Origin of the sequence: Pseudomonas sp. AAC, assembly GCF_000725445.1 — a bacterium.
GTDB classification, from domain to species: Bacteria; Pseudomonadota; Gammaproteobacteria; order Pseudomonadales; family Pseudomonadaceae; genus Pseudomonas; species Pseudomonas citronellolis.
In genome coordinates this window covers 624,770-643,278 of sequence record NZ_KL647096.1, presented here as the reverse complement: position 1 = coordinate 643,278, position 18,509 = coordinate 624,770, and the positions used below count along the sequence as shown (strand labels likewise).

Sequence of the window (18,509 nt, the reverse complement as noted above, 5' to 3'; positions counted from 1 at the left end):
CGACTACGGCTGGTGCGCCGAGCCCGGCGAGCCGATCGGCCTGCGCCGCCTGCTGCTGCGCCCCACCGCCAGCCTCAGCGTCGAGGCCAAGGAACGCCAGGAGCGCCGCGAGCTGCACCTGCGCGACGCCTGAAGAATCCATAACAGAGAGCCACCACCGTGAAGCAACGCCTACCCGTCACCGTCCTTTCCGGCTTCCTCGGCGCCGGCAAGAGCACCCTGCTCAACCAGGTGCTGAAGAACCGCGAGCACCGCCGCGTCGCAGTGATCGTCAACGACATGAGCGAGATCAACATCGACGGCAGCGAGGTGCAGCGCGACGTCAGCCTCAACCGCGCCGAAGAGAAGCTGGTGGAGATGAGCAACGGCTGCATCTGCTGCACCCTGCGCGAAGACCTGCTGCAGGAAGTGGCGAAGCTGGCCGCCGAAGGTCGCTTCGATTACCTGCTGATCGAGTCCACCGGCATCTCCGAGCCGCTGCCGGTGGCCGAGACCTTCACCTTCCGCGACGAGCAGGGCCGCAGCCTGTCCGACCTGGCGCGGCTGGACACCCTGGTCACCGTGGTCGACGGCCTGAACTTCCTGCGCGACTACCAGGGCAGCGACAGCCTGGCCAGCCGCGGCGAGAGCCTGGGCGAGGAAGACCAGCGCTCCATCGCCGACCTGCTGATCGACCAGGTGGAGTTCGCCGACGTCATCCTGCTCAGCAAGGTCGACCTGATCTCCAGCGCCGAGCGCGAGGAGCTGCTGGCGATCCTCCGCGGCCTCAACCCCGACGCCGAGATTCGCCCCATGGTCATGGGCCAGGTGCCGCTGGAGTGGATCCTCGACACCGGCCGCTTCGACTTCGAGCGCGCCGCCCAGGCCCCCGGCTGGCTCAAGGAACTGCGCGGCGAACACGTGCCGGAGACCGAGGAATACGGCATCGCCTCCCGCGCCTACCGCGCGCGCCGGCCCTTCCACCCGCAGCGCTTCCACGACTTCCTTGCCACGCCCTGGAGCAACGGCCGCCTGCTGCGCTCCAAGGGCTTCTTCTGGCTGGCCAGCCGCTACCGCGAGGCCGGCAGCTGGTCCCAGGCCGGCGGCCTGATGCGCCATGGCCTGGCCGGGCGCTGGTGGCGCTTCGTGCCGAAGGAACGCTGGCCACAGGACGAGGATGGCCTGCGCCAGGTGATGCGCCACTGGAGCGCGGAGACCGGCGATTGCCGCCAGGAACTGGTGTTCATCGGCCAGGGCATCGACTTCGCCCGCCTGGAGGACGAGCTGGACGCCTGCCTGCTGGACGACGCCGAATTCGCCGCCGGGCCCCAGGCCTGGGCGCGGCTGGCCGACCCCTTCGAGTCCTGGACGGAGGACGCCTGATGCTCGCCCGGCCATTGCAGCCCATGCCGCGCCAGGTGCTCGGCGACGACCCGCAGGTGCTCGCCGAGGTGCTGCACGACGGCGTCAACCTGGCGGTCTGGCGCCGCCGCCTGTTCCCCGAGCTGGCGGCCTATGCCGAGGCCCTGGTGCAGGGCGAGGCGCTTTACGCCCGCCACGCGACCCTGGAACTGGACGAGACCGGGCGCAGCGACCAGCTGCGCGGCCTGTTCGACGAGAGCCCGGGCGCCACGCTCTTCGCCAACGACCTGGCCTGGCTGGTGGAGGCCTTCGCCTGCCTGACCGGCGCGCGCCGCGTGGGCCTGCGCCTGCGCAGCCTGGAGCGGGCCATGTGCCCGCGCTTCCACGTCGACCACGTGGCGCTGCGCCTGGTCACCAGCTATGCCGGCTGCGCCAGCGAATGGCTGGAGGAAGGCGCCCTGCCCCGCGACCGTCTCGGCGAGGCCGAGCCGGCGAGCATCCAGCGCCTGGAAGTGGGCGACGTGGGCCTGTTCAAGGGCGAGAAATGGATCGGCAACGAGGGCGCCGGCATCGTCCACCGCTCGCCCGCCCCGGCGCCGGGCACGCGGCGCCTGCTGCTGACCCTGGACTGGCTCTAGGCTGGGCGACGCATGTCGATGTGCGGGATGTCGTCTTCCAGGTACACCTCGCCCTCGGCGACGAAGCCGTAGCGGCCGTAGTAGCCCTGCAGGTGCGCCTGGGCGGAGAGGTACACCGGGCTGCCCGGCCAGCGCCGCGCCGCTTCGTCCAGGGCGCGTTGCATCAACTGGTGGCCGAGGCCGCGACCGCGCCCGGCAGCAGCGGTGATGACGCGGCCGATGACCACCTCGCCGTCGTGCGTCGCCGGGTCGAGCAGGCGCAGGTAGGCCAGCAGCTGGCCGTCCTCGTGGGCCATCAGGTGGCAGGTGTCGCCGGACAGGTCCTGGTTGTCGATGTCCTGGTAGGGGCAGTTCTGCTCCACCACGAAGACCTCGCAGCGCAGGCGCAGGAGGGCGTACAGCGTCTCCTTGCTCAGTTCGCTGTGGTGTTGGCAGCTCCAGGTGAGGTCCATGGCGTGAGGCTCCGGCGGCAGGTGGAAAAGGCCGCCCATCCTCTCACGCCCGGGCCTTTCACACAGCCACCCGCGGCCCGGTCGGCGACAGCCCGCCGAGGTGCCGACGCAGCGCCTCGATGGCTACCCGCACCTTGGCCGGCTGGGCGTCGCGCCGTGGCGTCACGGCGTAGATGCCGTAGGTGGGCAGGCGCCATTGCGGCAGCAGGCGCAGCAGCCTGCCCTCCTCCAGCGCCTCGCGCACTTCCGGCTCCGGCTGCAGCGACACGCCCAGGCCGTCGAGGGTGAACTGGCGCAGGGCGAGCATGCTGTTGGCTGCCACCCGCGGTTCCAGGCGCAGGCGGCAGCTCTCCCCGCCCGGCCCGTCGAACTGTAGCGCCTGGCCGTGGCCGCGGGTGTTCAGCGCCAGCCAGTCGACCTGCAGCAATTGCTCGGGATGGTCGATTGCCCCGCAGCGGCGCAGGTAGGCCGGGGCCGCGCAGACCAGGTTCTGCCAGTCGCCCAGGTGGCGCGCCACCTGGCTGGAATCGGCCAGGTTGCCGACGCGGATGGCCAGGTCGATGCGCTGCTCGATCAGGTCGATCTGCTCGTCGTGGAAGAACAGCTGCAGGCGCAGCTGGCGGTGGTTCTCCAGCAGCGGACGCAGCGCCTCGGTGATCAGCCGCCCGGAAAAACCCACCGGCGCCGCCAGGCGCAGTTCGCCCACCGGCGCTTCGCGCCACTCGCCCAGGCGCTGCTCGGCCTCCTCGGCGATGGCCAGCATCTGCGCGCAACTGCGGTAGAAGGCCTCGCCGGCCTCGGTCAGCGTCAGCCGGCGGGTGGTGCGGTGCAGCAGGCTCACCTGGGCCTGCGCCTCCAGCTTGCGGATCTGCTGGCTGACCGCCGAGGGGCTCATGCCCAGGGCCTCGGCGGCGGCGGCCATGGAGCCGCGGGCGACCACGGTGGCGAACACGGCCATGCCTCGGAGGTTGTCCATTATGAAGCTCCGCTTAAGAGTGAAAGGCACGATAGCCGGTTTTTCCCGGGCTTTCTCCCGCCTAGCATGCGAAGCCTCTGAAAGAAGAGGATGAACGATGCCGACTTCCCGTGCCGACGTGCCCACCCCCGATGGCGCCCGCTACCTCAAGCGCCTGTGCAACCACTTCGCCCACAAGCTGCCGGTGGAACTGAGCGAGGACAGCGGCGTGCTGAACTTCGAGTTCGGCACCTGCCGGCTCGAGGCCGACGCCGCCGCGCTGCACCTGCAGGCCGAAGCCGAGGACGCCGAGCGCTTGGCCCGCGTACAACAGGTGGTGGTCAGCCACCTCGACCGCTTCGCCTGGAAGGAAGGCCAGCTGCCGGTGAACTGGAGCTGAGCCCCCTGCCCTTTTCCCTTGCCGCCGTGGCCGCCGCGGTTCAGCGCTGGCTGCTGAGAATCTGCTGGATCAGGCCGCTGGCCAGTTCGATCAGCAGATAGTCGCCGTCCACTTCCTGCCACTGGTAGCCGTAGGCCGGCGGCGGTAGCTGGCGGCTGCGCCAGTCCTCCACGTAGTAGCGCCGCGCGCGGTATTCCGGCGGCAGGTACTGGCCGGTCTGCCAGTGCCGGCGCTCGGCCTCCTGGCGGCGCATGGCGTCTTCCCATTCGCGTTGCCGCTGTTCCTGCTGGCGGCGTTGCGCCTCTTCCCACTGACGCTGGCGCTCATCGGCCTGGCGGCGCTGCTCGTCCTGCCACTGGCGGTCGCGCTCGGCCTGCTGGCGTTGTTCTTCCTGCCAGCGCCGCTGCTGTTCCTGCTGGCGGCGCTGGGCCTCCTGGCGCTGCTGCTGCTCGGCCTGGCGGCGCTGTTCGTCGCGCTGGCGCTGGAACTCTTGTTGCTGGCGCTGCCGGTCCTCCATCTGCCGACGTTGTTGCTCGGCCATCTGCCGCTGCTGTTCCTGCTGCTGGCGTTGCTGCTCCTGCTGGCGGCGCTGCTGTTCCTCGTTCTGCCGGCGCTGCTGCTCGGCCATCTGGCGCTGTTGCTCCTGCCATTGCTGCTGTTGCTGGGCGTCGTTGGCGTTCCAGGCGAAGGCCGCGCCGGCGGGCAGCAGCAGGCCCAGGCAGAGGGCGCGGAGGGAGGCGGTGTTGGGCATGGTCGGGTCGTCGGGCAGGGCGGCGAAATGGCCGGGAAAGTCAGGAAAGTGGACAGGGAAATGCCGGGAAAAGTTCCGATCTCGGAAAAACGCGTCGCCGAATGAAAAGACGATTTGTCATCATTTGGTCGTAACTAGATCGATATTTCAATTTATAGTCGCAAATAGACCAAACTACCTTGAATGATGTATTTGATCTATTTTTGTACAAAATAAATAAGTCAATACTTTGAAATATTTTGTAACCGTGTGGCCACTTTTACCCCGGGTTATCCACAGAATCGATGCGCAAAATTTGTACATCGCGGCCTTTTACCCGGTAGGCGGCCTGGTAGGGCCAGCGTTCCAGCGGCAATTCGCGCACGCCGGGCACCTCGCTGGGCCGGCCGACGCTGCTCAGGCTGAGGTCGGCCAGCGCCTTCACCTGGCCGACCACGTCCTGGATGGCCTTCAGCGCCTTCTCCGGGCCGATCAGCACCACGTAGTGGTCGTACAGGCCGTCCAGGTCGGCGGCCGCCTTGTGCGTCCACTGCAGGCTCATGCCAGCCCCCACTTGGCTTCTATCTCGGCGTGCGGCAGCAGGTGCCCGGCGTTGGCGTCGGCCAGGCCCTCGTCGATGGCCGCCACGTGCCAGCTCTGGCGCTCCAGGTACTGCGCCAGGGCCTGGCGCAGGTGGTAGGGGCGGTCCCGGTGGGTGGCTCGGGCCAGTTGGTCCAGGGCCTTGGCCAGGGCGTCATCGGCGCGGAAGGAGATTACGGTGGTCAATTTCTGAGCAGTCCGTTTACGCTGTATACAGTGTTTACAACGATAACATAAGTATACGAATCAGGCACTTGGCGTTGGCGAGAAGGGCAGTCGGAAGGAGAGGGCGCGAATGCGGCCGGGCACTGGCGCGGAGCTGGCCGGGCGGGCGGAAAGGCCCGGCTGGCGCGGCTTGCAGGGCACTTTTGCGGTGGCGCAAGTTGGCTTGCCGCTTTCGGGATTTGCCGCCGCCGCGGGGCGGTCCAGGCTGGCGGAGCAGCCCCTTTCCCGCCAGGAGACGCCCATGCCCCATGACTTCCCGCAACCGGTGGACGCCGCCGAGGTCCCGCGCTTCGCCGGCATCCCCAGCTTCATGCGCCTGCCGATCTTCGAGGACCCGGCCCAGGTGGACATCGCCCTGGTCGGCGTGCCCTGGGACGGCGGCACCACCAACCGCGCCGGCGCCCGCCACGGCCCGCGCGAGGTACGCAACCAGTCCAGCCTGATGCGCAAGGTGCACCACGTCAGCCGCATCGCGCCCTACGACCTGGCGCGCGTCGGCGACCTGGGCGACGCCCCGGTGAACCCCATCGACCTGCTCGATTCGCTCAAGCGCATCGAGGGCTTCTACCGGCGCATCCACGCCGCCGGCGCGGTGCCGCTGTCGGTGGGCGGCGACCACCTGGTGACGCTGCCGATCTTCCGCGCCCTGGCCGCCGGGCGGCCCATCGGCATGGTCCACTTCGACGCCCATTCGGACACCAACGACCGCTACTTCGGCGACAACCCCTACACCCACGGCACGCCGTTCCGCCGCGCCATCGAGGAAGGCCTACTGGACCCGCGGCGCACCGTGCAGATCGGCATCCGCGGCTCGGTGTATTCGGCGGACGACGAGGCCTTCGCCAGGGAGTGCGGCATCCGCGTCATCCACATGGAGGAGTTCGTCGCGCTGGGCGTCGAGGCGACCCTCGCCGAGGCGCGGCGGGTGGTGGGCGAGGGGCCGACCTACGTCAGCTTCGACGTCGACGTGCTCGACCCGGCCTTCGCTCCCGGCACCGGCACCCCGGAGATCGGCGGCATGACCACGCTGCAGGCGCAGCACCTGGTCCGCGGCCTGCAGGGCCTGGACCTGATAGGCGCGGACGTGGTGGAGGTATCGCCGCCGTTCGACCTGGGCGGCGCCACGGCGCTGGTCGGCGCGACCATGATGTTCGAGCTGCTGTGCATCCTCGCCGACGCCCGGGCCCGGCGCCGCTGACCGCCGCGGGGGTTCACGGGGCGGCGCCCGCGGGGCTATAACGAAGGCCTGTGCCCGCCGCCGCGAGAACCCCCATGCTGGGCAACCTTTCCGACATCGACCTGCGCCTGCTGCGCACCTTCTGCGCCATAGCCGAGGCCGGCGGCTTCACCGCCGCCCAGGTGCGCCTGAACACCAGCCTGTCGCGCCTGAGCGTGCTGGTGCGCGACCTCGAACTGCGCCTGGGCTACTCGCTGTGCCGGCGCGGCAGCAGCGGCTTCCAGCTCACCGAGGAAGGCCAGCAGCTGTACGACGCGGCCCAGGGCCTGTTCGTCGACATCGAGCGCTTCCGCGAGCAGGTCACCGGCCTGGGCGGACGCGATCGCGAAACCCTGCACCTGGGCTGCGTCGACGGCGTGGTCGGGCAGCACTGCTGGGCGCTGCCGCTGGCCATCCGCCTGTTCCGCCAGGGCAACCCCGGCGTGCGCCTGAACCTGCACACCCAGCGCCCGGACGAGCTGGAGAACGCCGTGCTGGAAGAGCGCCTGCAACTGGCCATCGGCGCCTTCCACCATCGCCTGTCCGGGCTGCGCTACCAGTTGCTGTTCAGCGAGGAACAGAACCTCTACTGCGCCCCCGGCCACCCGTTCTTCGCCCGCGCCGACGACGAGCCGGGCCTGGAGGCGATCTGCGCCGCCGATTACGTCGGCCGCGGCTACATGGCCGAGAGCCGGCGCCCCCACGGCCTGGTGTTCAACCGCACGACCACCGCCTACAGCATGGAGGCCATCGCCAACCTGGTGTTCAGCGGCACCTTCATCGGCTACCTGCCCACGCCCTACGCCGCGGCCTGGGTCGCCGAGGGGCGGCTGCGGGCGATCCGCCCGGCGCAGCTGGCCTACCACTCGGAATTCCACTGCGTGACGCGCCAGGGCGCCGAGCCGGGCGAAGCCCTGGGCGCCTTCCTCGGCGCGCTGGAGCAGGCCCAGGCGCAACTGGGCCGGGGAGGGCTGGACTCATGAACGCACTGCACGCATTGCACGAGGACGGCTTCGTGCTGCTGCCCGGCCTGCTGGATGCAGCGCAGGTCGCGGAAGTGCGCGGGCTGATCGACGCCCTGCGGCCGATCCACTGGGACTACGAGGGCCTGGTGGACCACTACAAGTGCGTGTTCAACCGCTCGCCGCGCTGGCTGCCCTACCTCGACCCGCCGGGGCTGATCGAGGTGGCCGAGGCGGCCCTGGGCGAGGACTGCCACGTCATCGGCCAGACCGCCTGGCGCTGCCACCCCGGCTTCATCGGCGGCGACATGCACCAGGACTACCTGCCGCTGCGCCTGCCGGAAGCCTTGCTGCTGGGCGGCTTCGAGCTGCCGATGTTCATCTGCACGGCGCAGGTCTACCTCGACGACATCGACCACGAACTCTGCCCGACCTGGGTGATCCCCGGCAGCCACCGCGCCGGCCGCGCGCCGCACCCGGACGAGCGCAGCTGGCGGGGCAGGGCGGCCGAACCGGTGCTGTGCCGCGCCGGCGACTGCCTGCTGTTCCGCAGCGACCTGTGGCATTCCGGCAGCCGCAACCTGAGCCAGCGCACGCGCTACCTGTTGCAGGTGCACTACGGCCGGCGCATGGTGGCGCAGAAGTTCTCGCCCTATCTCGACTGGCGTTTCGACCCCGAAGTGCTGGCCGCCTGCACGCCCCGCCAGCGCCGCCTGCTGGGCGACCACGAGGCGGCGGAATACGACTGAGGAGCCCGGCCATGAGCCAGACCCACCAAGGGGGCTGCCATTGTGGTGCCCTGCGTTATGAGTTCACTGCGGAGCTGGACGATGTCGGCCACTGCCATTGCTCGATCTGTCGGCGTAGCAGTGGGGGCATGGTGGTGACTTGGGCGACGGTGCCGCGCAGTAGTTTCCGTTGGTTGAAGGGGACGCCGGCCTGCTATGTGTCGAGTCCGGGCAATCGTCGGTTGTTCTGTGGCAACTGTGGGGCGCAGGTGGTGTTCGAGACGGAGCGGACGCCGGAGACGTTGGATGTGACTGTTGCGACCTTCGATCACCCGGAGGTGGCGCCGCCGCAAAGGCATGTTTGGGTGAAGAGCCGGGTTGCTTGGCTGCATCTGGATGAGCAGTTGCCGGGGGAGGATGAGGAGGTTTTGTAGGAGCGAGCTAGCCGGCGGTTCTTGTGCGCTGGATCGGTTCCGTACCCTCTCCCCAGCCCTCTCCCTGAAGGGAGAGGGGGCTTGTCCGTGCCGAGAGGAGGAATGGTTTCAGCCGGTAGTCACGGTGCTAGCCGGCTGACTCCAGAACATCAGTGCCTGCCCAACGGTCCCCTCTCCCTTCAGGGAGAGGGTTAGGGAGAGGGCGCTCTTCAGGCCACACACCGAACCTCGCCGGCTGACTGCTGTTCGCGAGCAAGCTCGCTCCTACGAAAAGCCCCTGGCATGCTTTAGAACACCATCTGCCACTGCGCGATCAGCGCATGGTTCTGCGCCTGGCTGCCTTTCTCGCCGCTGTAGGCCAGGCCGATGCTGTGGCGGGCCGACAGGCCCAGGTCGAGGCCTACGTCCAGCAGCAGGCTGTTGCGGTCCAGCGCCGTGCCCTGGACGCTGAAGGCGCCGCCGCCGGCGAGGAAGGCCTGGCGGGTGCTGCTGTCCAGATCGCCGTAGGTGTGGCGCCAGCCCAGGCCCAGGCGCGGGGTCAGGCTCATGCCGTTGTCCAGGCTGGTGAGCCAGGCTGTGCGCAGGCCCAGGGTGCTGCTGAGGTTGTGCTGGCTTTGCTCGTCCACGTGCAGGGCCGCGGCGCCGCCTTTTTCGTCGTAGGCGTCGCGCTTGTAGTACTGGTAGCCGAGGTTGGCGTAGGGCTCGGCGCTCAGGCGGCCGTCGCCGAGCTGGTAGCCGGCCTCGGCGAAGGCCTGCCAGCTGTGGGCGTCGTAGTCGCCCTTGGGGTGGTCGCTGAAGCCGTCGAACTCGACGCGGCGTTTGCTCTCGCCGTCGTGGCTGCTGTAGGCCGCGCCCAGGCGCAGGGCCAGCGGGCCGTCCTGGCGCAGGGCGTAGGTGCCCAGGTGCCAGCTGTCGATGTCGCCGGAGGCGCCGCCCTGGCCGTCGAGGTCGGTGTGCGAGTAGCCGCCCAGCACGCCCAGGCGCCATTGGCCGTCCAGCGCCCAGTCGGCGCCCAGCAGGGTGCCGCCGGTGTTCTGGTCGAGGTCGCCGCTGCCGTGCTCGCCGTCCAGTTGGCCGTGGCTGCCGATGCCTTGCAGCCAGAGGCGGCCGGCGGCGTTCGGGTCGTTCAGGTTGCGCGCCTCGCTGGGCACGCCGAGGGCGGCCAGCTGCGGGGTGTCGCGCTCGTCGCTGGCCACCAGCAGGCCGCCGCCGAGCTGGCGCAGCGCGCCGAGCATGGCGCCGCCCACCGCCTGGCTGCCGGCCAGGGTGGCGGCGGCCAGGTTGGCGTTGCTGGCGCCGGCCAGCTGTTCCACGGCGCGGCCGGCGTTGCCGGCGTCGCTGGTGATCAGCGCGTTGTACAGCTGGCCCATGCCCTGGCCCTGCAGGGCGCTGGCGGCGTTGCGGCCGTTGCCGCTGCTGGCCAGGTCGGCGAACTGCACGTCGTTGCGTGTCAGTTGCAGGTCCACGCTGTTGGCGCCGTAGCCGAGGCTCGGGGTGAGGAAGGCGAAGTTGCTGCTGACCTCGGCGAACCGGCCGTTGACGCCGCCGCTGGCGTCCAGCACCTGGTAGCTGCTCTGCCAGGGGTAGTTGCCGGGCCCGGCCTGCAGCGCCAGGCGCGCGCCGTCCAGCGTCGCGCTGCCATCCACTTGCAGGGTGGCGTGGCTGCCGTCGGCCTCCACGCCGTAGGCCAGGGTCGAGCCGCTGCGCAGGGCCAGGTCGCCGGTCACGTGGGTGGCGCCCTGTTGCGGGTTGGCCAGCAGGGTGCCGCTGACGTCCAGGCCGCCGACGCTGCCGCTGCCGGCGTAGCTGGCGCCGCTGTCCACCAGCAGGCTGCCGGCGATGCCGCCCTGGTTGATCAGCTGGGCGCCGGCGAAGACTTCGCCGCCTTCGCTGAAGTCGCCGCTGCCAGTGAGGGTCCAGGCACCCTGGCGCACCTCCAGGCGCTCGAAGTTGCGGCTCTGGCCGAAGCTGCCGCCGCGGGCGTCGTCGAAGCTCACCCGGTCATGGCCGTCGCCGCCGTCCACCAGGCCTTCGAAGCGGCTGCCGGCGAGCAGCGTCAGGCTGTCGTCGCCACCGCCCAGTTCCAGGGCGATGCCGTTGCCGCCGTGGATCAGGCCGTCGTTGATCACGCTGTCGGCGAAGTCGCCGACCAGGCTCACGCCGCTGGAGGCCAGGCCTTCGATGGTGCCGTGGTTCTCCAGGGTGGTGGCGCCGTAGCCGCTGCCGGCGGAGCCGTCGTCCACCAGGATGCCGCGGCTGGCGCCGCTGACCAGCGCGCCGGCGGCGTTGTAGACGCTGCCGCCGCCCATGGCGATGCCTTCGCTGCCGTTGGGCTGGCCGCCCTTGTCGACGCCGGCCGCGCCTGTGCCTTCGATGATCCCGTGGTTCTCGATGTGGCCGATCAGGTCGATGTCCACGCCATCGCCGTCGCCATCGGGCACCAGGCCGTTGTAGGCGCCGGTGATGCGCCCGTAGTTGCTGACCGTGCCGTTGCCGTCGGAGCCGTAGCCCGAGCCGTTGCGGCCGATGATCACGCCGTCGGCGTAGTTGACCAGGGTGGCGCCGACGTCGGTGGTGATGCCGTGGCGGCCGCCGGAGATCAGCCCGTGGTTGTAGACGCTGCCGCCCTCGGCGTCCTGGAAGTCGATGCCGTCGTTCTTGGCGTCGGCGTCGATCATGTCGCCGCTGCTGATCTCGCCGTAGTTGGTGATGCTGGCGTTGGCGCCGGGGCGGATGCCGTCGTTGCCGTCGCCGTGGATGACGCCGGTCTCGCGGTTGATGATGGTCACCGGCACGCCGCTGCGCAGGTCGTCGAAGTCCACCGCCTGGCCGCTGGTCGAGCGGATGCTGCCGGCGTTGTCCAGCAGCAGGCTGCCGCTGTCGAAGCCGTCCTTCACCCGCACCGCGTCGTCGCTGGCGCTGATGCTGGCGCCGGCGCGGTTGTAGATCCGGTAGTTGCGGGTGGTCGCGGTGCTGCCCGAGCTTTCGATGGCGCGGCCGTTGCTGGCGGTGATCTGCCCGCTGTTGTCGACCACCACGCCGGCGCCGCTGGTGGCGTCCTTCAGGGCGACGGTCTTGTCGCTGGCGGTGATGCTGCCGCTTGCGGTGACCTGCAGGCTGGCCTCGCCGGAGAGCGTCTGCTTGCTGGTGCTGGGCGTGCTGATGACGATGGGGCCGGCGGGCGCGGCGTGGGCGCCGGCGCTGAAGACGAGGGCGATGCTGAATGCCAGCGGGGAAGGCTTGAACGACATGGCGACGACCTTTTTCTTCTGGAAGTGGCCGTCGTTTATAGCGATGCAATCTTACGTTTTTGTAACCATGCTGGCTTTTTGCCAAGGCCGGGCGCGGGGCGCCCGGCCCTTGCCGTCACTGCTTGTAGTAGACGATCTGGTTGCTGGTGGCGAGCAGCTCGCCGGCCTCGCTCCACAGCTCCGCGGCCTGGTCGAAGTAGCCGTTGCGGAAGGCCTGGCCGCGGGCCTCGCCGAGCAGGTAGCCGCTGCCGACTTCGGCCAGCTGCGCGGCGTCGGTGTGGAAGTAGGTGGTGATCGACACGGTGCCGGCCGGCACCGGGGTGGCGCGGCGCAGCCAGACGCGCGGGTAGAAGATGTCGCTCATCGCCGCCAGCGCCGGGAAGTCCAGCGCCCGCGGCTGGGCGTCGCGCAGCCAGAGGCGGGTGCGGCTGTGCTCGCCGCTGCCGTCCCAGGTGCTGGGGAAGGCGCCGTCGATGGCGCGCATCTCATACTGCTGAGCCCAGGCCACGCCCTTGCCGCTAGTGTTCAGCGGCGGCGTCTGCGCCGGCGCCGTGGCCTGCGGGCGCGCCAGGTCGAGTTCGCTCCAGGTCTCGCGGCGCAGGGCGGTGACCGCGGTGCCGGTGGTGGAGACCTGCTCCACGCCGTCGCCGTCCACCTGGCTCAGCTGCAGCAGCCAGTGCTGGGTGGAGCGGTTGGTGCGGATCGGCGTGGCGCGCACGGCGAAGGCGCCGGCCTCGATGGCGGCGGCGAAGTTCACCGTCAGCGCGACGGGCGCGCCGAGCAGCTGCGGGTGGCGCAGCACGGCCTGCAGCAGGGTGGCGGCGGTGATGCCGCCGAAGGGCCCGACCATGTTCCAGTAGTCGGCGCTGGTGTGGCCGTGGAACAGGTCGGCGTCGCGGGCGTCGGCTTCCAGGGCCAGGGCGCGGTCGAAGGGGTGCAGGGCGGAGTCGGTCATGCTCGGTGCTCTCGGCGCGGGTATCCGGTCCTTTTAGGGGAGCGGCCCGGGCGCGGTCAAGCGAACCGGGCGGTCAGGGCGTGACCTCGAAACGCAGGGTGCCGATCACCTGGCCGACCTCGGTGATCACCTGCACCTGCCAGCGCCCGGTCGGGTCGGCGGGGAAGTTCTGCTTGTGCGTCCAGGCGCGGTAGCCGGCCTCGCGGCCGCCGTGGATGTCCAGGGCGATGCGGTCGACTTCCCGGCCGTTGTGCAGCCACACGTGGAAGATGCGCTCGTCCAGGCCGCGCGGGGCGCTGATGGCGGTGTAGGCGTAGAGGCCCTGGGCGCGGATCTGCGCGGCGCCGACCTGCTCGACGCTGTCGCCGGGGGTGCGCTGGCTGTTGTCGAACTGCTCGGTGACCGCCATTTCCGCCAGCCACAGGGTAGACGGCGGCACCCAGGCGCGGCCGAACCAGCCGACCACGCCGATGCACAGGGTCAGGCCGAGCAGGGCGAACCAGCGCCACCACTTGTGGATGCCCACCGACACCACCAGGCTGGGGAAGGACAGCGCCACGGCGATGCCCAGGGCCCAGCGGTAGCTTTCCGGGGTGCTCAGCTGGAGGATCAGCGGCAGCGCGGTGAGCAGCACGGCGAACAGCGTCAGGGTGTGGTAGCCGAGGAAGGTCCAGCGCCGCGGCGCCAGCCACTTGTAGTAGACCGGGTCGGTGATGGCGATCAGCCCGGCCAGCCCCAGGGCGCCGGTGAACAGGGCCTGGCCGCTGTTCCAGGTGGTGGTGACGAAGAAGAACGGCAGGACGAAGAACAGGCTTTCCTGGTGGATCAACTGGGTCGCGTAGCGCAGCAGCCCCGGCGGCACCGACCAGCCGAAGCGCTCCTTGAAGCGCTGGGTGAGCAGGTTCTCCAGCATCAGCCAGAGCCAGCTGACCAGCATGACGATGGCCATGGCGCGGGCGAAGCCGGCGCGGTGGCGGTCGACCATCATGAAGCTGAACAGCCCCGAGCAGAAGCCGAACAGGGCGACCAGCCGCGGGTAGCGTTCCAGGAGCGAGAGGGCCAGCGCGATCAGGCGCTGCACGCGGGATTTCAACACAAGCATGACGAAGGGCCGAAGCCGGACAACCGGAAGGGCGGGGATTGTAGCGCTTGTGCCGGGCGCGGGGCAGCGGCGCTGGACGGAGGGTAGGGTGGCCGGCGGCTCTTCGTAGGAGCGGACCTTGTCCGCGATAGCCGGCGGTTCCGGCGCGATTCGCGGGCAGGGCCCGCTCCTATGTATGGACTCACCCCCACCGTCAACCCGCTTTTGAACATGAAAACCCGACTGCATCTATGTATTAGGCCTGTTCGAGGAAGCCACGTCGGGCTTCTGGCCAACATTGGGTAAGCCCGCGGAATGCCGATTACAAAGAGGCCTCGAAGGCCGGTAGGAGCGTAGGCATCGATCCGCGACGGTCTGACCAGGGGTCAATGTTCTTCAGCAAGGGTTGGAGCGACTTGGCGCCCCGTTGGCGGGAACTCGTTGATCAGTGGCTCATTTCCATCTCCCGGCAAGCATTCGGCTTGCGCTGGTAGGTTTGTTCGCTGCACAGCAGCACCCAGGCGATACGCAGGTTGCGGTTGGCCAGTCGCACTGCTGCGCCCTTGCGCCCCAGACGTTGTAGCCAGCGCTGCAGGCGCCGATCATCCGGGTGTTCGGAATCGGGCCGCAGTTGCTTCAACACCGCATGCGAGCCCACCACCATCAGGCTGCGCACATAGGCGTCGCCACGTTTGGTCATCTTGCCCAGCCTTACCTTCTGCCCGCTGCTGTGCTGGTCGGGCACGATGCCGAAGTAGGCAGCGAACTGACGCGCATTGGCGAAACGTTCCGGCTCGACCTGTTTGGCCAGCAAGGCCGTAGCCGTGATCGGACCGATACCACGTACCGTCATCAGCCGTTTGGCTGTCGGGTCGGCGGCGGCACAGGCTTCCAGACGCCCGGTCAGCGCGGCGATACGCTCGCCCAGCCGTTTCCATTCGTTCAGCATCTCGTCGATCAGCTCGCGCAGCAGCGCCGGCAACGGCTGTCTAGCGTCTTCCAGCACCCGGGTGACACCTTGCTTCAAGCCCACATCCCCCTGCGCCAGGGCGATACCCTGCTCCAGCAGCAGCCCGCGGATCTGATTACCCATGGCGGTGCGCCGCCGCACATAGCCCCGCCGGACACGGTGCCAGGCCTGCATCGCCAGTGCCGCGACGCTCTTCACCGGCACCGACGCGATACTGCTATCCCGGCCCGCCCGCAGAATGGCGTGGGCATCATTGCGATCATTCTTCGCTCCGCTCCGGTGCTCGGCCACCCGCTGGGCCGGCAGGATACGCACCGGGTTGCCCTGCGCCTGCAGCAGCCGGGCCCAGGCTTGTGCTCCAGGGCCGGTCTCCATCAGCACCGTCACGCCCTCCGGCAGCTTCTGCAGAAACACCTGAAACGCTTCACGCGACTTGATTCGCTGTTCGTACGCCAGTTGACCCAGGGCGTCTTCCCCCGCCACCTGGAAGACCTTTTTCGCCAGATCCACGGCGACTGTCGTGCACACCGATACATCGGTTGCAGACACCGGCTTATTCATCGTCGTATGCTTTTTCATGGACTCACCCTCACTGTCGGTGGCTTCTTAGACCGCCACCGTGGCGCCTCGACGCCTTGGTGAGGGTGAGTCCATCCAATTACAAGGGTTGGCATTCAGCCCCGTAGGATGGGTATCGCTCCGCTCAACCCATCCTACGAAGGCTGGTGTGCGGGCTCTGACGCCACCCCGCCACTCAACTCCTCGCGGGCATAGTCGACGAACAGCCGCGCCGGCTTGGTCAGCTGGGCGCGCTTGAGCCAGGCGGCCACCAGGCCGGAGGCGCTGACGTCTTCGGCGATGTTCACCATCACCACCTTCTTGCCGTCGTAGGTGCATTCCGAATGCGGCCGGGTGACCAGCACCGAGAAGCCGAAGCCCTGGCCGACCATGCCGCGCACCATCTCGATGGAGGGCGAGCTGAAGGCGATGTTCGGCGTCAGCCCCAGTTCCTCGAAGATGCTCACGAAGTAGGTGCGGCTGGGCTGCACGTCGAGCAGGATCATCGGCTCCAGCGCCAGGTCGCGCAGCGACACCTGGGCCTGGCGGGCGAAGCGGTGGTCGGCCGGGAGCAGGGCGTAGGGGCGCTGCGCCGGCATCAGCGGCTCGGTCTCGATGGTGCCGTCGAGGTCGTGGCGGTACAGCAGGGCCAGGTCGAAGCGCCCGGAGGTCAGGCCCTGCACCAGTTCCTGCTGCTCGCCGTCGCGGATGCGGATCTCCACCCCCGGGTAGCGCTCGCGGAAGCCGGCGATCAGCCGCGGCAGGTACAGTGGCGCCACCGTCTCGAAGCAGGCCAGGTCGATCTGCCCGGCCACCACGTCGTTGTCGGCCAGGGCGTTCTGCTCGAACTCGTGGGCCATGCGCAGCAGTTCCTGGGCCTTGCGGTAGAAGCGCGCGCCGCTGGGGGTGAGGGACACGCCCTGGGCGTGGTGGCGGATGAACAGCTGCACGCCGAAGCTCTCTTCCAGGCCCTTGATCGCCGTGGAGATCGACGGCTGGGCGATGTAGAGCTTGCGCGAGGCCTCGGCCACGCTGCCGCATTCCACTGTGGTCACGAAATACTTCAATTGCCGCAAGGTATAGGAAGCCACTGCAAGACCTCTATGGCGCGGCTTCGCCGGTGGCGTGCGCGCTCTCGTTGTGTCATCGGTTCATCGGAAAGCAAGGATCGGGCCCGCCGGCAGGCGCCGGGGAGCGCCGAGGCGCCTCCAGGTGCCGCACCATAACCCAGCATGGCGCACTTTGCCGGTGCGCGCCTGCCCAGCTTTTTCATATACCCCGAAGACATATTTAATATTTTTCCTCCGCCGGGGCATGCGCGACCATCAGGGCACCACAGAACAAAACAATAATTGCTCGTGAGCAGGAGTGCCCTGGTGTATCAACTCAGCGACTGGCAGCAGCGTGCAGCCCGCCAGACCTTCATCGACGCCGCCCTGATCGATGGCCGCCGCATGGCCGCCGCCGACGGCGCCACCTTCGCATCCATCGACCCGGCCACCAACCGCCTGCTGGCCAACGTCGCCGCCTGCGGCGCGGCCGAAGTCGACGCCGCCGTGCGCAGCGCCCGCCGTGCCTTCGAGCAGGGCCCCTGGGCGCGCATGGCGCCGCGCGAGCGCAAGGCCGTGCTGCTGAAGCTGGCCGAGCTGATGCTGGCCCACCGCGACGAGCTGGCCCTGCTGGACTCGCTGAACATGGGCAAGCCGGTGATGGACGCCTGGAACATCGACGTGCCCGGCGCCGCCGGCGTCTTCTCCTGGTACGCCGAGGCCCTGGACAAGCTCTACGACCAGGTCGCCCCGACCGCGCCCAACGCCCTGGCCACCATCACCCGCGCGCCCCTGGGCGTGATCGGCGCCGTGGTGCCGTGGAACTTCCCCCTCGACATGGCCGCCTGGAAACTGGCCCCGGCCCTGGCCGCCGGCAACTCGGTGGTGCTCAAGCCGGCCGAGCAGTCGCCGTTCTCGGCCCTGCGCCTGGCCGAGCTGGCCCTGGAGGCCGGCCTGCCCGAAGGCGTGCTGAACGTGGTGCCGGGCCTCGGCGAGCACGCCGGCAAGGCCCTGGGCCTGCACCCGGACGTGGACTGCCTGGTGTTCACCGGCTCCACCGAAGTGGGCAAGTACTTCATGCAGTATTCCGCCCAGTCCAACCTCAAGCAGGTGTGGCTGGAGTGTGGCGGCAAGAGCCCGAACCTCGTGTTCGCCGATTGCCGCGACCTCGATCTTGCGGCTGAAAAAGCGGCATTCGGCATTTTCTTCAACCAGGGCGAGGTCTGCTCGGCCAACTCGCGGCTGCTGGTGGAGCGTTCCATCCACGACGAATTCGTCGAGTGCCTGATCGCCAAGGCCCGCGACTGGGCCCCGGGCGACCCGCTGGACCCGGCCAGCCGCGCCGGCGCCATCGTCGACGCCAAGCAGACCGCCAGCATCCTGCGCTTCATCGAGGAAACCCGCGGCAGCGCCGCTACCCTGGCCTGCGGCGGCCGCCAGCTGAGCTTCAATGGGTCGGGCAACTTCATCGAGCCGACCATCTTCACCAACGTCGACCCGCAGCAGCGCCTGGCCCGCGAGGAAGTCTTCGGCCCGGTGCTGGCGGTGACCGCCTTCGACAGCGAGGACGAGGCCCTGCGCCTGGCCAACGACAGCCCCTTCGGCCTGGCCGCCTCGGTGTGGAGCGACGACCTCAACCGCGCCCACCGCGTGGCCGGCCGGTTGAACGTCGGCACCGTGTCGGTGAACACCGTGGACGCGCTGGACCCGGCCATCCCCTTCGGCGGCGGCAAGCAGTCCGGCTTCGGCCGCGACCTGTCGCTGCATTCGTTCGACAAGTACACCCAGCTGAAAACCACCTGGTTCCAGCTGCGCTGAGGGCAGGCCCGGGGCCGGCGCACCGCCGGCCCGTGCTGCCCCGGCGAACCGCTCGAGACGGCCGGTGAGACTGCCCAGGTAAGTCCGTCGCCCTCGATCCCCTGCAAACCCCTCAGGCCGGCTGCCGGAGCACCGCCGAGGGAACT

General features: G+C 69.2%; 19 protein-coding genes and 1 pseudogene. 10 read left to right on the top strand and 10 right to left on the bottom strand.

Annotated features, from left to right (window positions below; all coding sequences use genetic code 11):
* From FG99_RS32825 to FG99_RS12675, 3 genes are all read left to right on the top strand, one after another.
* Positions 1-133, top strand: a 133-nt coding sequence (locus FG99_RS32825) for a TraR/DksA C4-type zinc finger protein (RefSeq protein ID WP_256204853.1), incomplete at its 5' end; no start/stop codon positions are given.
* 26 nt (positions 134-159) lie between these two features.
* Positions 160-1,362 (top strand): zinc metallochaperone GTPase ZigA, encoded by a 1,203-nt coding sequence (gene zigA, locus FG99_RS12680; protein WP_043270024.1) that lies wholly within the window; start codon positions 160-162, stop codon positions 1,360-1,362.
* Complete coding sequence (locus FG99_RS12675) at positions 1,362-1,979, top strand: DUF1826 domain-containing protein (protein WP_043270022.1); 618 nt, start codon at positions 1,362-1,364, stop codon at positions 1,977-1,979. Before zigA ends, FG99_RS12675 begins: the two co-directional genes overlap by 1 nt.
* Here the strand turns inward: FG99_RS12675 and FG99_RS12670 are convergent.
* Both FG99_RS12670 and FG99_RS12665 read right to left on the bottom strand, forming a co-directional pair.
* A complete protein-coding gene (locus FG99_RS12670; RefSeq protein WP_043270020.1) occupies positions 1,976-2,431 on the bottom strand; it encodes a GNAT family N-acetyltransferase in 456 nt (151 codons plus the stop codon). The two genes, FG99_RS12675 and FG99_RS12670, sit on opposite strands and share 4 nt — an antisense overlap.
* Before the next feature lie 58 nt (positions 2,432-2,489).
* On the bottom strand, positions 2,490-3,407 hold the full coding sequence (locus FG99_RS12665; protein WP_043270018.1) for a LysR family transcriptional regulator: 918 nt from the start codon (positions 3,405-3,407) through the stop codon (positions 2,490-2,492).
* 97 nt (positions 3,408-3,504) lie between these two features.
* Here FG99_RS12665 and FG99_RS12660 point away from each other — a divergent pair, with 97 nt between their 5' ends.
* On the top strand, positions 3,505-3,786 hold the full coding sequence (locus FG99_RS12660) for a DUF2218 domain-containing protein (RefSeq protein WP_009614626.1): 282 nt from the start codon (positions 3,505-3,507) through the stop codon (positions 3,784-3,786).
* A gap of 40 nt (positions 3,787-3,826) precedes the next feature.
* On the opposite strand, the gene FG99_RS12655 is transcribed toward FG99_RS12660, so the two are convergent.
* The 3 genes from FG99_RS12655 to FG99_RS12645 all read right to left on the bottom strand — a co-directional run bounded on the left by FG99_RS12655 (position 3,827) and on the right by FG99_RS12645 (position 5,302).
* The gene (locus FG99_RS12655; protein WP_043270015.1) at positions 3,827-4,537 is read right to left on the bottom strand and encodes an RcnB family protein; all 711 of its coding nucleotides are present in this window, start codon (positions 4,535-4,537) and stop codon (positions 3,827-3,829) included.
* Positions 4,538-4,796: 259 nt separating this feature from the next.
* Positions 4,797-5,078, bottom strand: coding sequence for a type II toxin-antitoxin system RelE/ParE family toxin (locus FG99_RS12650; protein WP_009614629.1), 282 nt, complete (start codon positions 5,076-5,078; stop codon positions 4,797-4,799).
* Entirely contained in the window at positions 5,075-5,302 is a 228-nt protein-coding gene (locus FG99_RS12645; RefSeq protein WP_009614631.1) for a CopG family ribbon-helix-helix protein, read from the bottom strand. The genes FG99_RS12650 and FG99_RS12645 overlap by 4 nt, the downstream gene beginning before the upstream one ends.
* A gap of 280 nt (positions 5,303-5,582) precedes the next feature.
* On the opposite strand from FG99_RS12645, the gene speB reads away from it, so the two are divergent.
* From speB to FG99_RS12625, 4 genes are all read left to right on the top strand, one after another.
* Positions 5,583-6,539, top strand: coding sequence for an agmatinase (gene speB / locus FG99_RS12640; RefSeq protein WP_043270013.1), 957 nt, complete (start codon positions 5,583-5,585; stop codon positions 6,537-6,539).
* 74 nt (positions 6,540-6,613) lie between these two features.
* Positions 6,614-7,540, top strand: a complete 927-nt coding sequence (locus FG99_RS12635; RefSeq protein ID WP_043270011.1) for a LysR family transcriptional regulator — start codon at positions 6,614-6,616, stop codon at positions 7,538-7,540.
* Positions 7,537-8,268 carry a phytanoyl-CoA dioxygenase family protein gene (locus FG99_RS12630; RefSeq protein WP_043270009.1) on the top strand — a complete coding sequence of 244 codons (732 nt, stop codon included), beginning with the start codon at positions 7,537-7,539 and terminating at the stop codon, positions 8,266-8,268. Before FG99_RS12635 ends, FG99_RS12630 begins: the two co-directional genes overlap by 4 nt.
* An 11-nt stretch (positions 8,269-8,279) precedes the next feature.
* Positions 8,280-8,681, top strand: coding sequence for a GFA family protein (locus FG99_RS12625; protein WP_009614637.1), 402 nt, complete (start codon positions 8,280-8,282; stop codon positions 8,679-8,681).
* A 287-nt stretch (positions 8,682-8,968) separates the two neighbouring features.
* Here the strand turns inward: FG99_RS12625 and FG99_RS12620 are convergent, their stop codons facing one another.
* The 5 genes from FG99_RS12620 to FG99_RS12600 all read right to left on the bottom strand — a co-directional run bounded on the left by FG99_RS12620 (position 8,969) and on the right by FG99_RS12600 (position 16,587).
* Positions 8,969-11,932: an autotransporter outer membrane beta-barrel domain-containing protein gene (locus FG99_RS12620; RefSeq protein WP_043270007.1), complete on the bottom strand. Its 2,964-nt coding sequence runs from the start codon at positions 11,930-11,932 to the stop codon at positions 8,969-8,971.
* Between the two features lie 115 nt (positions 11,933-12,047).
* Positions 12,048-12,887 (bottom strand): acyl-CoA thioesterase, encoded by an 840-nt coding sequence (locus FG99_RS12615; RefSeq protein ID WP_043270005.1) that lies wholly within the window; start codon positions 12,885-12,887, stop codon positions 12,048-12,050.
* Between the two features lie 73 nt (positions 12,888-12,960).
* The gene (locus FG99_RS12610) at positions 12,961-13,989 is read right to left on the bottom strand and encodes a DUF5924 family protein (protein WP_009614640.1); all 1,029 of its coding nucleotides are present in this window, start codon (positions 13,987-13,989) and stop codon (positions 12,961-12,963) included.
* A 424-nt stretch (positions 13,990-14,413) separates the two neighbouring features.
* Positions 14,414-15,499 (bottom strand): IS110 family RNA-guided transposase, encoded by a 1,086-nt coding sequence (locus FG99_RS12605; protein WP_081884617.1) that lies wholly within the window; start codon positions 15,497-15,499, stop codon positions 14,414-14,416.
* Positions 15,500-15,651: 152 nt separating this feature from the next.
* Entirely contained in the window at positions 15,652-16,587 is a 936-nt protein-coding gene (locus FG99_RS12600) for a LysR family transcriptional regulator (RefSeq protein WP_043270000.1), read from the bottom strand.
* A 285-nt stretch (positions 16,588-16,872) separates the two neighbouring features.
* On the opposite strand from FG99_RS12600, the gene FG99_RS12595 reads away from it, so the two are divergent.
* Complete coding sequence (locus tag FG99_RS12595) at positions 16,873-18,363, top strand: aldehyde dehydrogenase (RefSeq protein WP_043269998.1); 1,491 nt, start codon at positions 16,873-16,875, stop codon at positions 18,361-18,363.
* 45 nt (positions 18,364-18,408) lie between these two features.
* A pseudogene (locus FG99_RS33220) lies at positions 18,409-18,482 on the top strand (hypothetical protein); the annotation flags it as partial.
* Positions 18,483-18,509 lie beyond the last annotated feature (27 nt).

What these genes read in the sequence shown, in the direction of transcription:
- FG99_RS12675 (WP_043270022.1), top strand. Translation starts at nt 1,362, where the DNA reads ATGCTCGCCCGGCCATTGCAGCCCATGCCGCGCCAGGTGCTCGGCGAC.
- FG99_RS12670 (WP_043270020.1), bottom strand. Translation starts at nt 2,431, where the DNA reads ATGGACCTCACCTGGAGCTGCCAACACCACAGCGAACTGAGCAAGGAG.
- FG99_RS12665 (WP_043270018.1), bottom strand. Translation starts at nt 3,407, where the DNA reads ATGGACAACCTCCGAGGCATGGCCGTGTTCGCCACCGTGGTCGCCCGC.
- FG99_RS12660 (WP_009614626.1), top strand. Translation starts at nt 3,505, where the DNA reads ATGCCGACTTCCCGTGCCGACGTGCCCACCCCCGATGGCGCCCGCTAC.
- FG99_RS12655 (WP_043270015.1), bottom strand. Translation starts at nt 4,537, where the DNA reads ATGCCCAACACCGCCTCCCTCCGCGCCCTCTGCCTGGGCCTGCTGCTG.
- FG99_RS12650 (WP_009614629.1), bottom strand. Translation starts at nt 5,078, where the DNA reads ATGAGCCTGCAGTGGACGCACAAGGCGGCCGCCGACCTGGACGGCCTG.
- speB (WP_043270013.1), top strand. Translation starts at nt 5,583, where the DNA reads ATGCCCCATGACTTCCCGCAACCGGTGGACGCCGCCGAGGTCCCGCGC.
- FG99_RS12635 (WP_043270011.1), top strand. Translation starts at nt 6,614, where the DNA reads ATGCTGGGCAACCTTTCCGACATCGACCTGCGCCTGCTGCGCACCTTC.
- FG99_RS12630 (WP_043270009.1), top strand. Translation starts at nt 7,537, where the DNA reads ATGAACGCACTGCACGCATTGCACGAGGACGGCTTCGTGCTGCTGCCC.
- FG99_RS12625 (WP_009614637.1), top strand. Translation starts at nt 8,280, where the DNA reads ATGAGCCAGACCCACCAAGGGGGCTGCCATTGTGGTGCCCTGCGTTAT.
- FG99_RS12620 (WP_043270007.1), bottom strand. Translation starts at nt 11,932, where the DNA reads ATGTCGTTCAAGCCTTCCCCGCTGGCATTCAGCATCGCCCTCGTCTTC.
- FG99_RS12615 (WP_043270005.1), bottom strand. Translation starts at nt 12,887, where the DNA reads ATGACCGACTCCGCCCTGCACCCCTTCGACCGCGCCCTGGCCCTGGAA.
- FG99_RS12610 (WP_009614640.1), bottom strand. Translation starts at nt 13,989, where the DNA reads ATGCTTGTGTTGAAATCCCGCGTGCAGCGCCTGATCGCGCTGGCCCTC.
- FG99_RS12605 (WP_081884617.1), bottom strand. Translation starts at nt 15,499, where the DNA reads ATGAATAAGCCGGTGTCTGCAACCGATGTATCGGTGTGCACGACAGTC.